Annotated in this window: 13 protein-coding genes; 3 read left to right on the top strand and 10 right to left on the bottom strand. The window is 44.5% G+C overall.

The window, feature by feature from the left end; all coding sequences use genetic code 11:
* Positions 1–2: 2 nt before the first annotated feature.
* The 6 genes from cydA to AC4MRV_RS03685 form a co-directional block, all read right to left on the bottom strand.
* Positions 3–1,589, bottom strand: coding sequence for a cytochrome ubiquinol oxidase subunit I (gene cydA, locus AC4MRV_RS03710; RefSeq protein WP_491186078.1), 1,587 nt, complete (start codon positions 1,587–1,589; stop codon positions 3–5).
* A gap of 459 nt (positions 1,590–2,048) precedes the next feature.
* A complete protein-coding gene (gene ruvB, locus AC4MRV_RS03705; RefSeq protein ID WP_491186077.1) occupies positions 2,049–3,053 on the bottom strand; it encodes a Holliday junction branch migration DNA helicase RuvB in 1,005 nt (334 codons plus the stop codon).
* Positions 3,054–3,070: 17 nt separating this feature from the next.
* A complete protein-coding gene (gene ruvA / locus AC4MRV_RS03700; RefSeq protein WP_491186231.1) occupies positions 3,071–3,688 on the bottom strand; it encodes a Holliday junction branch migration protein RuvA in 618 nt (205 codons plus the stop codon).
* A 78-nt stretch (positions 3,689–3,766) separates the two neighbouring features.
* The gene (locus AC4MRV_RS03695) at positions 3,767–5,218 is read right to left on the bottom strand and encodes a methyl-accepting chemotaxis protein (protein ID WP_491186076.1); all 1,452 of its coding nucleotides are present in this window, start codon (positions 5,216–5,218) and stop codon (positions 3,767–3,769) included.
* A 122-nt stretch (positions 5,219–5,340) separates the two neighbouring features.
* Complete coding sequence (ruvC, locus tag AC4MRV_RS03690) at positions 5,341–5,862, bottom strand: crossover junction endodeoxyribonuclease RuvC (protein WP_491186075.1); 522 nt, start codon at positions 5,860–5,862, stop codon at positions 5,341–5,343.
* Positions 5,863–5,916: 54 nt separating this feature from the next.
* Positions 5,917–7,656, bottom strand: coding sequence for a glycoside hydrolase family 36 protein (locus tag AC4MRV_RS03685; protein WP_491186074.1), 1,740 nt, complete (start codon positions 7,654–7,656; stop codon positions 5,917–5,919).
* Between the two features lie 256 nt (positions 7,657–7,912).
* On the opposite strand from AC4MRV_RS03685, the gene AC4MRV_RS03680 reads away from it, so the two are divergent.
* Positions 7,913–8,794, top strand: a complete 882-nt coding sequence (locus AC4MRV_RS03680) for a sulfotransferase family protein (RefSeq protein ID WP_491186073.1) — start codon at positions 7,913–7,915, stop codon at positions 8,792–8,794.
* Positions 8,795–8,931: 137 nt separating this feature from the next.
* On the opposite strand, the gene AC4MRV_RS03675 is transcribed toward AC4MRV_RS03680, so the two are convergent.
* Complete coding sequence (locus AC4MRV_RS03675; protein WP_491186072.1) at positions 8,932–9,900, bottom strand: porin; 969 nt, start codon at positions 9,898–9,900, stop codon at positions 8,932–8,934.
* 374 nt (positions 9,901–10,274) lie between these two features.
* Between AC4MRV_RS03675 and AC4MRV_RS03670 the strand changes: the two genes are divergently transcribed.
* On the top strand, positions 10,275–11,033 hold the full coding sequence (locus tag AC4MRV_RS03670) for a substrate-binding periplasmic protein (RefSeq protein ID WP_491186071.1): 759 nt from the start codon (positions 10,275–10,277) through the stop codon (positions 11,031–11,033).
* Positions 11,034–11,117: 84 nt separating this feature from the next.
* Here AC4MRV_RS03670 and torA read toward each other — a convergent pair whose 3' ends face one another.
* From torA to torE, 3 genes are read right to left on the bottom strand one after another with little or no spacing between them, the layout of a single operon-like run.
* Positions 11,118–13,580, bottom strand: coding sequence for a trimethylamine-N-oxide reductase TorA (gene torA, locus AC4MRV_RS03665; protein ID WP_491186070.1), 2,463 nt, complete (start codon positions 13,578–13,580; stop codon positions 11,118–11,120).
* A gap of 25 nt (positions 13,581–13,605) precedes the next feature.
* Positions 13,606–14,790, bottom strand: a complete 1,185-nt coding sequence (gene torC, locus AC4MRV_RS03660; RefSeq protein WP_491186069.1) for a pentaheme c-type cytochrome TorC — start codon at positions 14,788–14,790, stop codon at positions 13,606–13,608.
* A gap of 49 nt (positions 14,791–14,839) precedes the next feature.
* Positions 14,840–15,019, bottom strand: a complete 180-nt coding sequence (gene torE, locus AC4MRV_RS03655) for a trimethylamine N-oxide reductase system protein TorE (RefSeq protein ID WP_491186068.1) — start codon at positions 15,017–15,019, stop codon at positions 14,840–14,842.
* A 472-nt stretch (positions 15,020–15,491) separates the two neighbouring features.
* On the opposite strand from torE, the gene AC4MRV_RS03650 reads away from it, so the two are divergent.
* Positions 15,492–16,286 carry an ABC transporter permease gene (locus tag AC4MRV_RS03650; protein WP_491186067.1) on the top strand — a complete coding sequence of 265 codons (795 nt, stop codon included), beginning with the start codon at positions 15,492–15,494 and terminating at the stop codon, positions 16,284–16,286.
* Positions 16,287–16,460: the final 174 nt, after the last annotated feature.

The following is a 16,460-nucleotide window of genomic DNA, read 5'->3' as shown; positions in this document are numbered from 1 at the left end:
CCTTACGCTTCTACTTGGCGACTAACTTTGTCTTCAACAGAGTCAGCGTTTTGTTCGAAGTGGTAACGGCCTGTTTTAAGGCTGCTTGGTCCTTTGCGAGCGAATTTCACCATTAGGTAAACTTCTGCAATTAGGAACACTGTGTACAGTGCAATAATTGCGAATAGTGAAGTCCAAAGTTCGCCTAGTGTTAGTGCAGAAGCGGCAACGTGTGTTGGCAGAATCTCACCTACAGCCCAAGGCTGACGACCATATTCTGCGACAAACCAGCCCGCCTCAATGGCGATCCAAGGCAATGGAATACTGAATAGAGCTGCTTTTAGAATCCAAGGTTTTTGCTCGATCTTTTGACGACACGTTTGAACAAATGCCGCACCAAACACGAATAGCATGATGAAACCACAGCCAACCATGATACGGAATGACCAGAATAGTGGCCAAACAGTTGGGATAGAGTCATCTGCCGCAGCTTGGATCTGCTCTTCTGTCGCATCAACAACATTGTCAGTGTAACGCTTAAGAAGCAATCCGTAACCTAAGTCACCCTTCACTTCATCAAATGCAGCCATGTTCTCTTCTGACTTATCACCTGCACGCAACTTTTCTAATAGTTCGTACGCATACATACCTGTACGAATACGCTCAACGTGCTCGTCACGAAGATCACGTAGACCTGTTACTTGCTCGTCAAAAGAACGTGTCGCGATAATACCCATTACGTAAGGGATCTTAATCGCATAGTCAGTGTGCATTGTCTCTTGGTTAGGTATACCAAACAAAGTAAACGCAGCTGGCGCAGGCTCTGTGTGCCACTCTGCTTCTACCGCAGCTAGCTTAACCTTTTGGACTTCACCTAGTTCATAACCAGATTCGTCGCCAAGAACGATTACAGATAGGATTGCAGCCATACCAAATGATGCCGCAATAGCAAATGAACGACGAGCGAATGCGATGTCACGACCTTTAAGTAGGTAGTAAGAACTGATGCCTAGAATGAACATTGCGCCTGTCGTGTAACCAGATGCGACTGTGTGTACGAATTTAACCTGTGCAACTGGGTTTAGAACAACCTCAGCGAAGCTCACCATTTCCATACGCATGGTTTCGAAGTTAAATTCTGCGCCAACCGGGTTTTGCATCCAGCCGTTAGCCACAAGGATCCAAAGTGCAGAGAAGTTAGAGCCAAGTGCTACTAACCATGTAACTACAAGGTGTTGACGTTTTGACAAGCGATCCCAGCCAAAGAAGAATAGACCAACAAAGGTGGATTCTAAGAAGAAGGCTACGAGGGCTTCGATCGCGAGAGGTGCACCAAAGATATCACCAACGTAATGCGAATAGTACGACCAGTTAGTACCGAACTGGAATTCCATGGTAAGGCCGGTTGCCACACCAAGTGCGAAGTTAATACCGAAAAGCTTACCCCAGAACTTCGTCATGTCCTTATAGATTTGCTTGTTCGTCATTACGTACATTGATTCCATGATAGCCAGAAGGAAGGCCATACCTAGAGTCAATGGTACGAATAGGAAGTGATACATCGCAGTCAGTGCAAACTGCAACCGCGATAGATCAACAACATCGATCATGATTACTCCTATGTGTCGGCTGAAGACACTTTATTACATCAATGCCAGCATAAATAATCGTTATTCAAACTTACTAGTTGTTATTAAATAACAGCATACTGTTGCAAAAATGTACCGTAACGGTTAGTTAATTGTTAAGCATCAGCTAATATAGCTAGGCCTAATATTACTGCTAAAAACAGGTTGTTTCAAAAGGTTTATAGGAGAGTTCCGCTTTGATTTGTATCAACTTTTGTTCTGCATTTTTGTTTAAAAAAGCATCATCTTGATCTACATCAAGCGTTTAGACGGGATTATGTTACTTTGCGGTAATAACAGACGCCGATTAAGTATTTATGCAAAACAAATACTTAACATTGAACTCAAAGTTATTACCTAATTAGTGGTAGGCAATATTTTACAAACGTGATCTGAATCACTAATAATAAAAGACCAACCGCGATCGGTTGGTCTGAAAACTTATTTTTCAATTCCGAAATGAAGATAAGCTCGATCGGTCGCTATGCGTCCTCTTGGCGTTCGCTGCAGATAACCTTGCTGAATTAAGTATGGCTCCAAGACATCTTCGATTGTATCTTTCTCCTCACCAATAGCTGCAGCCATGTTATCTAAGCCAACTGGGCCGCCCCCGAACTTCTCCATAATTGCTAACAGAAGCTTTCTATCCATGTAGTCGAAGCCTTGTGCGTCGACATCGAGCATATTGAGCGCTTTGTCGGCAACATCCGCACAGATATGACCATTACCTTTCACTTCGGCGTAATCGCGAACACGACGTAATAGTCGGTTAGCAATTCGAGGTGTCCCTCGAGCTCGCCTTGCTACTTCAAGTGCGCCTTCCGCTTCCATTGATAAGCCCAAGCAATCTGCACTGCGCTGAACAATATTCTGCAGGTCTGGAATTTTGTAGTACTCCAAACGTTGAGTAATACCAAAACGATCACGAAGCGGTGACGTTAATGAGCCTGCTCGGGTAGTTGCGCCTATCAACGTAAAGGGAGGAAGGTCGATTTTAATGGAGCGCGCGGCCGGGCCTTCACCAATCATAATGTCTAACTGGTAGTCTTCCATTGCCGGATAGAGCACCTCTTCAACCATCGGGCTTAAGCGGTGAATTTCATCGATAAACAGCACGTCATTTTCTTCGAGGTTAGTCAGTAGCGCAGCAAGATCGCCAGCTTTTTCTAGAACAGGACCCGAAGTTGTACGAATGTTAACGCCCATTTCATTAGCGACAATGTTAGCCAACGTCGTTTTACCTAACCCTGGAGGGCCAAATATCAGTAAGTGATCCAGAGCTTCTTCACGCAACTGCGCAGCTTTAATGAAGATCTCCATTTGGTCACGAACGTGATCTTGCCCCTTGTAGTCTTCAAGCTTTTTTGGACGAATCGCGCGATCAATCACATCTTCTTCGCGATAGACCGGATTTTCTGGCGCGATCAGTCGATCTGCTTCAATCATGTGTCAATTCCTACCCGTTAAACCATCGACTTCAATGCGTCACGAATCAGCTCTTCACTGCTCATTCCTGGCTTAATGATTTGTGATACAACCTTAGAAGCTTGGGTTGGTTTGTAGCCCAGCGCAAGTAACGCACTAACAGCTTCTTCTTCTGCGCTGTTAGCTGATGCACTTGGTGCCGAGTCAACTGGAGCCGCGTCAGTAAACGGCGTGAATAAATCACCAGCACTCCAACCTTTCAAGCGGTCTTTCATTTCAACCACAAGCCGTTCTGCCGTTTTCTTACCTACACCTGGTAACTTAACCAAAGTAGAAATATCTTCTCGCTCAACTGAAGCAACAAATTGACTGGCAGTCATACCCGATAGAATTCCTAGCCCCAACTTAGGGCCAACACCATTGGCTTTAATCACTTCGCGGAACAACGCACGTTCTTTCACCGTATTAAAGCCATACAGCAATTGAGCATCCTCTCGAACAACAAAGTGAGTATAAATAATGGCTTCTTCGCCAACATTTGGTAGCTCATAGAAACAACTCATCGGCATCTGTACTTCATAGCCAATGCCATTAACTTCAATAAGCAGCTCAGGGGGTTGTTTTTCAATCAGAATGCCGCGCAGACGTCCAATCACGGTAGATACTCTTTGGAAATGAATTTGCGACAGGATAATAAAGAACTGGATAGACATCCAGTTCTTTGTGGCTTGAGATTAGATTTTTGAGACCACTTGATCAAGCTGCGCCGTTAAGCCTCGCATTGCGTCCACTTGAGTCGTCAGCTTTGCACCATTCTGAGCGACAATTTCAGAGATCGTCTTCGTTTGTACAACGCCATTAGCTACTTCACTACTCGCTTGATCCAATTCTCGAAGTGCAAGAGTTTGATTGTCCATGATGGTTGCCAGACCATTGACGTCACCCGATATTGCCGTGACTTGCTCAATCACCGCTTTCATTCTCTCTGCGCTGGACGTCACGACCTCTTGTCCGTGTTTCACTTCTTGCTCACTTCTATCCAACAGATTCCGAATCTCAATCGCGGAATGACTGCTTTTCGCTGATAGCTCTCTTACTTGCTCGGCCACCACAGCAAAACCACGCCCTTGCTCTCCTGCTCTAGCCGCTTCAATCGCGGCATTGAGCGCCAAGAGATTGGTTTGCTCCGCGACAGAAGTTATCAAATCAGCCACTTTCATTATCTCTTCATGACTACCTATGATTTGGCTAATCGCCTGCGTAGAGTCTTCAAGAAGCTGCGAGCTATGCTCCGCCTGCCGATGAACGGCATCACTCCGTTGGCGTAATTCATCGACAAATCGGCTTGAATCATCAATTCCCTCTGCCAGTTGATGAACTTGTTGGCTCATTTGCTCAGCGGCACTAGCCTGTGATTCGCAATTCACATTTAGCTGAGCCACTTGAGTATCTAACGTAGACGATTGGTTTTCTAAAACATGTGAGACATCTTTTAGCTGGCTAGAGTTTTGATTCGCTTGCTCTAACACAGTTGCGAGATGCTTTTCGCCGTTCATGGCATTATCAGCAATCGCTTCGCTATCCGCTTTGGCTCGCTCAGCAATGTCTATCGCTTTATCACGTTGCGACGCCGTAAACGCTTGAGCAATACAAATCACAACAAGAGGTAAAACTGTACCTGACCAAACCTCAACACTTTGAGCTGAAGAAGAAAGTTCCAGTGTCGGAAAGGTTTGTCCCGACAAGTGCATTGCAGTCATGATTGCCGAGATAGCGATGACTAACACACTCCAGATCGTGGCAACCATACGAGTGCCTGATAAAAAAAACGCCACGACCAAAAGTGGGACCCAGTAAGTCTGAGTAGAGTCTACCACTCCGCCACTTTGATAAATGATATTAAGCGCATGAACGGCCATCCCGACAAAACCAAGGTTTAAAGCCATCAAAGGCTGTTTCAACACTTTTAGCGTAGAACCAGCCAAAAGTTCAAAGACGATCAGCAAGACAGAAGTGAAAATAAGACTTTCGTGGCCATGTTTTGACCACTTTATCAGGCTATACAACCCAACGAGAAAAGCGATAAAGGTAAATAGGACAAGCGTGTCCGCTTGGCGTTGTTGATTCTTTGACCATTGCGTATTGGTGGGCATGCATAAGCGACGCCAGAGAGCAGTAGGGTTCATGTTCAATCTTCCTTGATTGATTTCTTGTTAGACCTCTGACCACTATATAAATGTTACATCTTGTTAACAAATCGAAGTTGTTAATTCTGTTTTGGATGTCTCAGTTTTGATGCAATTTGATTTTAACGATACCGACCACGACGAGCACTGGTTGCTTTACCCGCCATCGCGATCAGTGTTTTGTTGGTATTGGCATGACAGATAGCAACACCGAGCGCGTCCGCAGCATCCGCTTGTGGCCTGCCTGGCAACTTTAACATTTGCTGAACCATATGCTGGACTTGCTCTTTATCTGCCCCACCGGTGCCCGTTACTGCCTGTTTGATCAAGCGCGCAGCGTATTCGTAGACAGGAAGATCAGCATTCACAGCGGCAACGATAGCGCTACCTCGCGCTTGGCCTAGCTTAAGCGCTGAATCTGCATTGCGTGCCATGAAGACTTGTTCGATTGCAAACACATCAGGCTGGAACTGAGTGATGATCTCAGAAACCCCTGCATAAATCTGCTTTAGACGCCCAGGAAGCTCTTTTTCAGAAGTTCGGATACAACCACTACCTAAATATTGCAGGTGACGACCGTTTTGTCGTATGACCCCATACCCGGTAATACGCGAGCCAGGGTCAATACCTAAAATGACTGACATTGATACCTAATCGAAATGATTTGTTCAGCACCGTATGTTAAAGCAGACGAACGACTATATCGAGGTAATTATCGCTCGGCTTGATAATCCTGATTCCAAATCCACCTCAATCACTTGCGTGGGTTCTTCCACTAAACGCTCCCCTGTCCAATAGTCATACCAATACACAGGTTGCTCAGCGGTAAGCGTCACCGCTCGTGCGGCTTGCTGATAATTGAACAAACAGTGAAGATCATTTCGCTCTGTCAGCGGCAAAAAAGCGTGATGCAGATTCAAGGCTGTAAAGCGAGCTGTCTCTTGGCAGTGTTTATGGCGCAAAACCAATTTTGATAAGGTTTGCTTAGCAAATGGGGTGATTTCAGATAACGGATCGCCAGATAAAAGTAAACCACCACAGGCCAATAACACATTGCGATGAAACTCATAACAGTGCCGTTCGGCAGCTTGGTTGGGTAACGAAACGAAGGTGGCGCAGTCAGGATCAATTTGCCACAATTTGCGATGCTGCCAGCTACGATAAAACGTTTCTTTTGCGATCTGCTCAAAGCGATGTTCGTTGCGCTCCACGTCATCTGAAACACGCATTGCATCCACTAAGCCAACAGACGGCCACATGGGAGCATTACACCCAAGTAACCAAGCATCTCCTGCCCCTTGTGCGATCGCCTCCATGCCCAGACGATAAGACTCAACCCCGGTCGTACCCGTTTGGCAACGAACCCCTTTCAAAGTCCCCCAGTAGTTTGCATCCAATTTGAAGAGCTCAATCCCCCACTCCTCTCGCATGACTCGAACAACATGGGTTAAGTGCTCTTGCACCTCTGGGTTTGATGTATCCAATATGTACCAAGGCGTACACCGCCAGCCTGCATACGTGACATCTTCTGCTTTTAGCAATGAGCCATCAGCATGCTTTACGAACCAGTCAGGGTGATTTTGGAACAACTCAGATTCGGGTTGCGCGATAAATGGGGCTAACCAGATGGCAGGTTTTTTGCCTCTTGCCTTGATGTTATCGATAACCGCTTTCACACCCGAAGGAAACTTGTCTGAAGGCGTGAGCCAATCTCCCATAAACGCTTGATAACCATCATCGAGCAAAACATAGTCGAGTTGATTAAGTTCATTATGCATAACGTCAAGATTTTCAACGATGTTGTCTTGGGTCACGTCAGCGTAATAGGCATACCAAGAACACCATCCAATTGGAGACTTCTGAGTAACGCCTGCTCGCGGGGCATGATGCTTGGCAATAAGATTCGAGAACTCACTGTAGAGCTGAGACATCGAATCTCCTTGAAGGAAAACAACAGATTCTAATTGTGTACTAGACCAATCTTGAGGGTAGGTCCCTTCTCCGTCGATGTAGGCACTAATTATCCATCGCCCTTGGTGTTCCTGGACTTCAAAATAACCTGCGAATCTGTGACATGAAGTAAAGCCAAACAAGTTGTAGCCCAAAGAGTCTTCAACCATAAGGTAGTTATAGTAACGTGTTGGCTCTTGGCGAGAATATATACGGTAACTCGTTGAGTTATCGGGACAACGACCAATATCAATAGGTTGTTCAATTGTTCCAGAAGTCTGGGCAAGCATTTGAAACCCGTCTCCAAGAACAGTTGCACTACGTTCAAAATTGAATTCACTCTGGCACAGAAGAACCCGATCACCGAATTTGTCGTTACTTAACCCTTGGTAACGAAAGTGAAGCTGATTCCCATTTTGTGTAGCATGAATATCATGGTTTGGGATGACGATAGCTCGACTATTGGCGAGTTCTAAATGCAGTGCCATATCAATACTCTAAAGGAAGATAACAATCCCGCACATTACATCACCGCGTATTTTTATTGTCTATTTAATCAACAAGACAAATAGATACTCTCATCACGTTTTGCAATTTTATTAAATGGCATTTCCTTATTTTCAAAAAGACTAGCAAAATAAGAAAAACGAAAACAATAAAACCTAAGACACTGTTATCAATTATCTTTTTTGATGGTTCAACCTTTGCAACACAGTAGACAAACATCGGCAAAGGGAACGCAACATGGAAGATCTACACAACCCCGTCATTTTCATCAGTCCAGGACGCTCTGGGTCTACAATCATCTCTGAGATGATACTCGCACATAAAGAGTTGGGCGGCCCTTCAAACTATACAGAGTGGTTCCCAAATATTAGCGGAATGGCTTACTTATCACGACTAAGTAACAATGATTATTGGTATCTAGAAGGCGTAAAAGGTCAGTTAATCAAAACTTTACCATTTAACAACTTGATTCCCCGACCAGCCGAAGCTTGGAGCTTTTGGCAGACCGTAACCCGCAGCGATATCGATTTTAGTCGCGACTTTTTGCTCTACAAAAGAGCGGCCGAAACAGAGAGAAAACAGGTGCACCAAGTGTTAAGCAAAATGTTAGCAAAGCAAGGTAAAGCTCGTTTGGGTATAAAGTTAACTGGCCCGGGTAGAGTGGAGTTTTTGCATAGCCTGTTTCCAGACGCACATTTTATCAACATAGTGCGTGAACCAAGCGCTACGGTAAACTCACTGCTTAACATGCCATTTTGGCAACAGCAAGGAGCGAAAAAGTTATGGTGGAAGGGTGCCTACTCCGACAGTGAGCTCGAAACCTACCAAAGTATTCGACATGACCCAATTGCATCAACGGCGTTTCAGCTCAACAAAGTTCTGCGCACGACTCGTGAAGAAATTGAGCGATTAAACCTAAACGCGTTAACAGTAAATTATGAGGACTTTATCGCGAACCCTATCTATACGACAAGGCAGATACTTAGCTTTTGCCATCTGAGCAACGACTCCCGTATCGACCGTAAGCTTAAGCACTGTCACGCGATCAATAGAAATGCACAAAAGCTTCAAAATCCTGAGATTAAGGGGATTGTCGAGCAATGGTGTCCAAACTCTTGATGGCAATAAGTAATAGATATGAAAAAGCCCTCCAACTCCGGAGGGCGAAAAAGGCAGTGGATTATTGCGCTAAAAGCATCCCGCTTTATTTTAAACGGCCTGCATTGCAGGCCGTAAATTTTGAGCCTTAGACTTTATTAGAAGTCGTAAGCAACCTTGAAGAATGCTTCTAGGTCATCGCTGCTGTCGTTGTCAGTTAGGTCAACTTTGAAGTCAACTAGAGCAGATAGCTTGTTAGTGAATTGGTAAGTAGCACCGAAGTTAGTCCACTTAGTATCTTCTAGCTTAGCGTAACCAGCAGCTAGGTATAGCTTGTCGATTGTGTAGCCAGCAGAACCACTGTATAGAGTTGCATCATCACCAGCAAAGCTTTCGTGTTTAGCAACGTTTGCACCTAGCGCGATATCGCCTAGAGTTACAACACCGTTTACTAGCATGATTTGCTCAATGCCATCAGCAGAGTTGTCTTCGTCGTTCTTTTCGTAACCTGCGTTAACTTGGAACTGCTCGTTTTGGAAACCAACGTAACCGTTGAAGCCTTTTTGGCCTGAAGCATCTGTTTCACGGTCACCGTAGTAAGATACACCGTATTTGAAGCCTTCTTTGATGCCTTCAAACTTAACTACTTGGTTAACGTCTGAAGCGTCAGATGCAGAAGCACCGAACTCAACAGTTAGGTCAGCTGCACCGTCAACTGCATCTAGAGCAGAGTCGTTTGCGTAACCGATAGAAGCAACACCGAAACCTGTTTTGTAACCAACCCAAGTATCGATAACTTTGAATTCTGCATCCATTGAAGAGTAGTTGTCCGCTAGGTCGAATTCACCTGCGAATTGGCCTAGTACGTTACCTTTTTGGTAGTTTACGAAAAGGTCGAAACCAGTTACGCCACCGTTGTAAAACTCTTTGTCTTCGCCAGCAACTTCACGGCCTTCTTGGTAGTAACCACCAACAGCAACTTGACCACCTACTGAGAACTCTTCACCAGAAAGGATAAGGTCAATCATAGATTCACGAGCACGCTCAGAAGCGTTTTGGTTAACGTCTGCTGCGATCGCTGAACCAGCAACAAGAGAAAGAGCTACTGCTAATACTGTCTTTTTCATTTTTATTTGTTCCTATAAATTTTTATTTATGAGCGTCATCTACCACCTGCTCGCTCTGGTTGAGCAAACTATTCGCCCACCCAATAATTCACAAATAAAATAATCAAAAGAGTTCTAATCAAAGCACTCGTTTTTTAGCCAAAAACCTAAATCAACATAAAAATCGATTAATAAACAGACTAAAAACGAAACAAAAGGAGAAGCCAATCACAATTATCATCAACAAAACATAAAAAGCGCCCACACTGGCGATTGGTAAAATAAATCATATTCAGGCTGGTAATTTTCTCAACCAATGAGATTTCTGAGGCAAATTCAGTTTAATAAACCTTCATGGACTAAACTGAAATAAGGTATTCGATTGGAGAAATAGCTTGAAAAGGTGGCTTTTTGCTCAGTTAATCTTCAGCTCATTTATTTCATTCAGCACTACTTCTGTCGCAACGCCATTAAAAGTCGCGCAAAGTGAGTGGGCGCCCTACATCATGGACTCCCCAGTGGGAAAAGGAATTGCGCACGATATCGTGACTATGGGGCTCGCCAATGCTGGGTACAAATTTCACTACGAGCAAAAGCCTTGGCCTAGAGTTCTAAAAGAGACCTATTACGGGAAAAATGATGTCATTGTTGCGATATGGAAAAATACCAAGCGTGAGCGTCACTACTACTTTACTGAGCCTTATATGAGCAACAAGCTATCCGTCATATCTCGGGCAGAAGATAAGACCTTCGAGTACATCGACCTAACGAGCTTAACGGATAAAAGAGTCGCATTGATTGAAGATTATGCCTACCCGAGTGAACTTCTGGATCATGACAGTATTATTCCTGTTACATCAGCTAATCTTGAAACAAGTATGAGGCTCTTACTATCTAATAGAGCCGACACCTTAGTCACGGACGAATACGTCGCGCGTTGGATTATTAAAAAAATGGGGCTACCTATGGATAGGTTTAAGTTTCATTCTATCCCCCTAACGACAACACCTTTATACGCCGCAGTAAGAAAAGACCACCCTTTTGCTCAACAGATAATCTATAGCTTGAACTATTACTTTAGAAATATACCGTCAGAGCAAGTTCATCAGCTTCAAATTAAATACGGTTTGGTGAGCCCGCCATTTACTAAGTGACTGAGCTAGTTGTGGAGATTATTTCACTTTCTCTAGGTACAAAAAAACCAGCCCGAGAGCTGGTTTTTATTTCTTCGATAAAGCTTACGCTACTTCGATTGGACCACCAAATGAAGTAACTGGCGGTACTTTGCCTGTGAACTTCTCGAAGTCTACGATACACGTGTTTGCTGAAGTCGCCTGAGCAAGTTCAGAAGAACCGATATCTTGAGTCAGCGTGTTTGGATCGCCGTACGTACAGATAGCGCCTTCTTTCTCGTTCAGAGGACCGTACCATGCACCTTCTTCAATACGGATAACACCACGTGGGTAGCTATCAGTCACCACGGCACCAGCAAGAAGCTGACCACGGTCATTGAATACGCGTACTAGGTCACCGTCTTTAATGCCTTTTGCTTTTGCATCAACTGGGTTGATGTAAACAGGCTCACGGCCTTGAACAGCGTAAGTTGCACGGAACTCTTCTGATTCACACATCTGAGAGTGCAGACGCTTGTCTGGGTGACAAGATTGCAGCCAGTATGGGTGTTTATCAGAGCCAGGACCACCGTGTGAACGTTCTGATTTTTCGAACCACATTGGGTGTTCTTGACAGTGTTCGTAACCGTAACGACCGATCTTACGAGAAGTGATCTCGATGAAGCCAGAAGGTGTACCCAGTGGGTTGATTTCTGGATCTTGACGGAAGTCAGCGTGACGAACCCAAGGCTTACCTTGACCGAAGTCTAGTACGCTCTTCTCCCAGAACTCGTTGAATTCTGGCATTTCGAACTTACCTTTGTTCGCTGCACGACAGTCGTTGTATAGGCTTTCGATCCACTCCATTTCGCTCATACCGCGAGTGTATTCGTCACGACGGCCGAAGCGTTGAGTCAGTTCACTCATGATCTGGAAATCTGGCTTAGATTGGAACAGCGGATCCACTAGGCGGTGCATCGCGATCAAACCTTTGCTTGAGTATGAACCGTATACGTCGATGTCGTTACGTTCCCACTGAGTACATGCTGGAAGAACGATATCAGAGAAACGACACGTTGCAGTCCAAGCGAACTCAACCGTTACCACAGTCTGAAGCTTCTTAAATGCTTTCTTCATGCGGTTACGATCTTGGTGGTGGTGCCACGGGTTGTTGCCCGAGATAACCATCATCTTGAAGTCAGGCAGTTTAACTTTACCGCCGTTGTAACGGATCTCTTTACCTGGTTCTAGTAGACAGTCGATCCAACGCGCAACAGGGATTGTGCGGCTGTAACCGTTAAAGTCGTTATTGTCCCATTTAGGCTTCATACCTTGGTCAAGGTTACGAGGGAAACCACCAGGGCCAGCAAAGCCAGTTGAAGGAACACCGATACTTGAGTAGTGGTGACCGTAAGAGATACCACCGCCAGGTAGACCGATTTGGCCAACCATTGCTGCGATAACTGCAGCTGCCCAGTAAGGCTGCTCACCATGCTCTTGACGCTGAATACACCAACCCATAAGGATCTGTGTACGGCCGTTTACAAGCATACGAGCAAATTCACGGATCTTGTCAGCTTTAACGCCACAGATCTCAGCAGCCCACTCAGGAGTCTTAACAACTTTGTCTTTAGTCTCACCCTGAACGTACTGGATGAACTCATTGAAGCCTAGACAGTAAGTTTCGATGAACTTCTTGTCGTATAGGTCTTCGTTGTACAACACGTGCGCTACAGCAAGCATGAATGCTACGTCTGTTAGCGGGTTGATGTACAAGTGATCGTTTTCTAGGTAACGCTGAGTCTTGTTCTTAACTGGGTCAACAGAAAGAACGTTGATCTCGCCTTTCGCTACTTTCTCTTTTAGTTGAGCTAGGTAGTCAAAAGATTCGTGCGTTTCACAGTTCCAACCTACTTGCAGGTTCTTTACTGGGTCGTTTGCCCAAAGAACGATGTTGTCTGCGTTTTCTAGGATTTCAGACCAAGAAGTACCCTGTGCGTATACTTCTGTAGAACCGAGAACGTAAGGCAGGATTGTTTGACCAGCACCAGTTGAGTAGTCACCCACTTTAGTGATGAAGTTACCATGCATACCAACAGCACGCTGCATGTGAGCTGTACAGTTGTTGAATGCACCAGTCTGGTTCCAACCTGTTTGACCCGCGTGAAGAGCCCATGGACCGTAATCTTTTTGAACACGTTCTAGTTCACGGTAGAACAGGTCAAGTGCTTCATCCCAAGTTACACGGATAAAGCGGTTGTCACCGCGTGTATCTGCGCTGTACTTGTGCTTTTTCAGCCAATCTAGACGTACCATAGGGTAACGAACACGTGATGGGCTGTAGATAATGCCTTTAATACCGTTCAACATCTCTGTTGGGTTTTTATCTAGCTCAAGTGCTTTGATCTCTTGAACCTTACCCGCATAGATGTGGGCGCGGAATGCGCCCCAGTGTGAACCTGAAACCTTCCAAGTACCTGTAGACTCAGCTGCACTTGCAGATGCTGATGCCAATAAGCTTGGACCGATTACTGATGCTGCACTTGTCGTCGCAACACCTTTAAGAAAACTTCTTCGTGAAATAGCCATTTAATTTACTCCAATCCGACGCTTATTAGTGGTGGCCTTCAGCATAATCTGAAGAGTGCTTCTGTAGGTACTTCAAGATCAGTGCTTCGCTGTCTGTGTCTAGGTTAACGAATGCAAGCATACCGTCAAACATACCAGGCCATGTGTTCGCATCGAAGTGCGCTTCGTCAGGCTGCGTGTGACACACTGAACAGTTAGTTTTGTATGCTTCAGCTGATTTTTCCCATACAGGCGTAATGTCGTTCAGCATAGATTCTTTCTTGATCCATACTTTCGCCGCCACTTTTTCCCATGGAAGACCTGTTAGCTCATCCACTTTTTTCTCGCCGGTTGTAACAACGTTGCTGTCTGTTGATGCTTCTTTAAGTAGTGAAGCAACCGCAATGTTCTTACCAAAGTCTTCTTGGATTACACGACCAAAGCCTTTCGCTTTACGCCAGCCGTCAATTTCGATTTCAGCGTAATCGCCTTTGTCAGCAATCACTGTTACTGAAGACGCAGGGTTTAGTAGACCTGCTTCAGTCTTACCTTCAGCATCGAAGTAGATAGGTAGGTGACGCACGCTTACTAGCGTTTGACCAACATCGTATTTAGTGTTCGAAGCTAGACCTTCAAGATCGCCAACGATACCACCGATGCTGTCCATGCCAGCAGGAAGTTTGTGTGCGATACCTTTGTGACAGTCAACACAGCTTTGATCTTTCTCAGCCGCTTGCTTCATTTGGATGCGAGCAGTAGGAGACATTTGCTCGAAATCCATCGATTCGTAGTTGTGACAGTTTTTACACTCTAGAGACTTGTTCGCAGAGAAACGATCCCATTCGTGTTTAGCAAGTTCGATACGGCGCTCTTCAAACGCTCCTGGCTCATCGTAATTACCAAATACTTGAGCGAATACTTCTTTAGAAGCCTGCATCTTACGTGCAATTTTGTCTGTCCAGTTATGAGGAACGTGACAGTCTGGACACGTAGCACGTACACCAGAGTGGTTTTTCCAGTGAACGGTTTCTTGTAGTTCAACGTATACGTTGTCACGCATTGTATGACAGCTGATACAGAACTCTTCTGTGTTGGTCGCTTCAAGTGCTGTGTTAAAGCCACCCCAGAAAATAACACCAGCAATAAAGCCGCCCATAGTCAGCACACCAAGGCTGATATGAACTGCAGGACGCGTCATGGTGCGCCACAGCTTGATGATAAATGATTTCATAGTTTGCTCTCTTAAAATCTGTTCAAAAATGTGGGAATGAGCTCACGGCTTACATGCCGTGTGCACCTGGAGGTCCAAAGAAGAATACTTGTAGTGCCCATACAAGGAATCCGTAACCACCAACAAATGCCACACTCAACACAGGGAAGAGAACGACCGCGATGAAGAGGAATGACTTCCACTCCAAAGAGCGTTTTTCACCACTCTCAATTTTATTAACATCACTCATACATTTGCCTATTTTGTATCTAGTGTTATTGGGTAGCTTCTTAAAGCAAGCTTATTTTTTTACAATCTCTAGAAAGAAATGTTAGACCATACTATTAGTAAGGTTCAATGGATTGATCGCCATCACCCCTTGTTATTCAATACTTTTTTGAGCTCATCCAGAGATGTGTTTAATTAACATTTGATATGTCAGATTACACCCGAATATGAAAATTTATTAATAGTGAAAGTTACGTTAAATAAGTTACAACTCAATAACAAGTCATTGAATAAGTGTTAATTTTAAACCAGTTGAAGCACGTTTTTTCCACCCAAAATCACACTATTTGTTGCCAATTCTCAGATTTGGATGTTAATTTTTTGATCTTAGAGGGTAAGGAGCCACTTACATCAGTTTGAGCTGGAGCCACCTTCTTAAGTGGCTGTTATCTGTAAACAAAGCTATCATGAAGCTGCAGATACTGGAGCTCATTATGAACACTGTCGTCGATATTCCCTGGACCCTACTTATCCTCTTTTCCTCTACTCTTCTGCTGCCACTTTTTCTGAACCACTACTACCAATTAGGTATAGCAAAAGATACGCTATTAGGTGTGTTAAGGATGGGACTTCAATTGACACTTGTCGGTGTCTACCTAGAGTATCTGTTTCTTCTCGATAGCATGACAGTCAATCTTCTTTGGCTGTTAGTCATGATGGCAATTGGGGCGAGCTCTATTTTAGACAAAGCGAAACTGCCCAAACGTACACTTTTTATCCCGGTATCAGTTGGCTTGTTTATTGGGCTAACACCATTATTGGCAATGATTTGCTTAGTTATCATTCAACCTACCCCATTATATAATGCGCAATACCTCATCCCATTAGCTGGCATGCTGCTTGGCAACTCTCTTGGCGGGAACATCATCGCGCTGCAAAACTTTTTCTCCGCACTTGAAGAACGAAAAGATGAATATGAAGCCGCTATTTCATTGGGAGCAACCATACGCTATGCAACACTACCTTTCTTGCGAGAGGCGATAAGAAAGTCTTTAGCGCCAACATTAGCCTCTATGGCAACCAGTGGGCTGGTAACACTTCCCGGCATGATGACAGGTCAAATCTTAGGTGGGGCCAACCCTATCGTGGCGATCAAATATCAAATCATGATCATGATTGCGATCTTCGTGATGATGTCGGTGTCCATTTCTATCTGTTTAAATCTGGCTATTCAAAAAGCAATTCATCCCCATGGACGTATTTTGATCAAACCAATACTGGACAAATAAGATCAACGCTATAGCTAGGCAAAATGATCTTATCCACAGAATCTGTGGATAACAATGGTGATACCTTGGTGCGTACTTATGTTGGCTCTCGATAATTTCTCATGGAACAAGAAAACCCTTTGCAAACACACACATATAAATTAATTCAAAACACGTAATAAATCTTTCATTTCC

This window comes from Vibrio sp. (assembly GCF_984391705.1).
The sequence above is the reverse complement of the archived record's forward strand: the minus strand, read 5'-3'. Positions and strand labels throughout refer to the sequence as shown.

What these genes read in the sequence shown, in the direction of transcription:
- torC (WP_491186069.1), bottom strand. Translation starts at nt 14,790, where the DNA reads ATGAAATCATTTATCATCAAGCTGTGGCGCACCATGACGCGTCCTGCA.
- AC4MRV_RS03685 (WP_491186074.1), bottom strand. Translation starts at nt 7,656, where the DNA reads ATGGCACTGCATTTAGAACTCGCCAATAGTCGAGCTATCGTCATCCCA.
- ruvB (WP_491186077.1), bottom strand. Translation starts at nt 3,053, where the DNA reads ATGATTGAAGCAGATCGACTGATCGCGCCAGAAAATCCGGTCTATCGC.
- AC4MRV_RS03680 (WP_491186073.1), top strand. Translation starts at nt 7,913, where the DNA reads ATGGAAGATCTACACAACCCCGTCATTTTCATCAGTCCAGGACGCTCT.
- AC4MRV_RS03695 (WP_491186076.1), bottom strand. Translation starts at nt 5,218, where the DNA reads ATGAACCCTACTGCTCTCTGGCGTCGCTTATGCATGCCCACCAATACG.
- torA (WP_491186070.1), bottom strand. Translation starts at nt 13,580, where the DNA reads ATGGCTATTTCACGAAGAAGTTTTCTTAAAGGTGTTGCGACGACAAGT.
- AC4MRV_RS03650 (WP_491186067.1), top strand. Translation starts at nt 15,492, where the DNA reads ATGAACACTGTCGTCGATATTCCCTGGACCCTACTTATCCTCTTTTCC.
- ruvC (WP_491186075.1), bottom strand. Translation starts at nt 5,862, where the DNA reads ATGTCAGTCATTTTAGGTATTGACCCTGGCTCGCGTATTACCGGGTAT.
- AC4MRV_RS03675 (WP_491186072.1), bottom strand. Translation starts at nt 9,900, where the DNA reads ATGAAAAAGACAGTATTAGCAGTAGCTCTTTCTCTTGTTGCTGGTTCA.
- torE (WP_491186068.1), bottom strand. Translation starts at nt 15,019, where the DNA reads ATGAGTGATGTTAATAAAATTGAGAGTGGTGAAAAACGCTCTTTGGAG.
- cydA (WP_491186078.1), bottom strand. Translation starts at nt 1,589, where the DNA reads ATGATCGATGTTGTTGATCTATCGCGGTTGCAGTTTGCACTGACTGCG.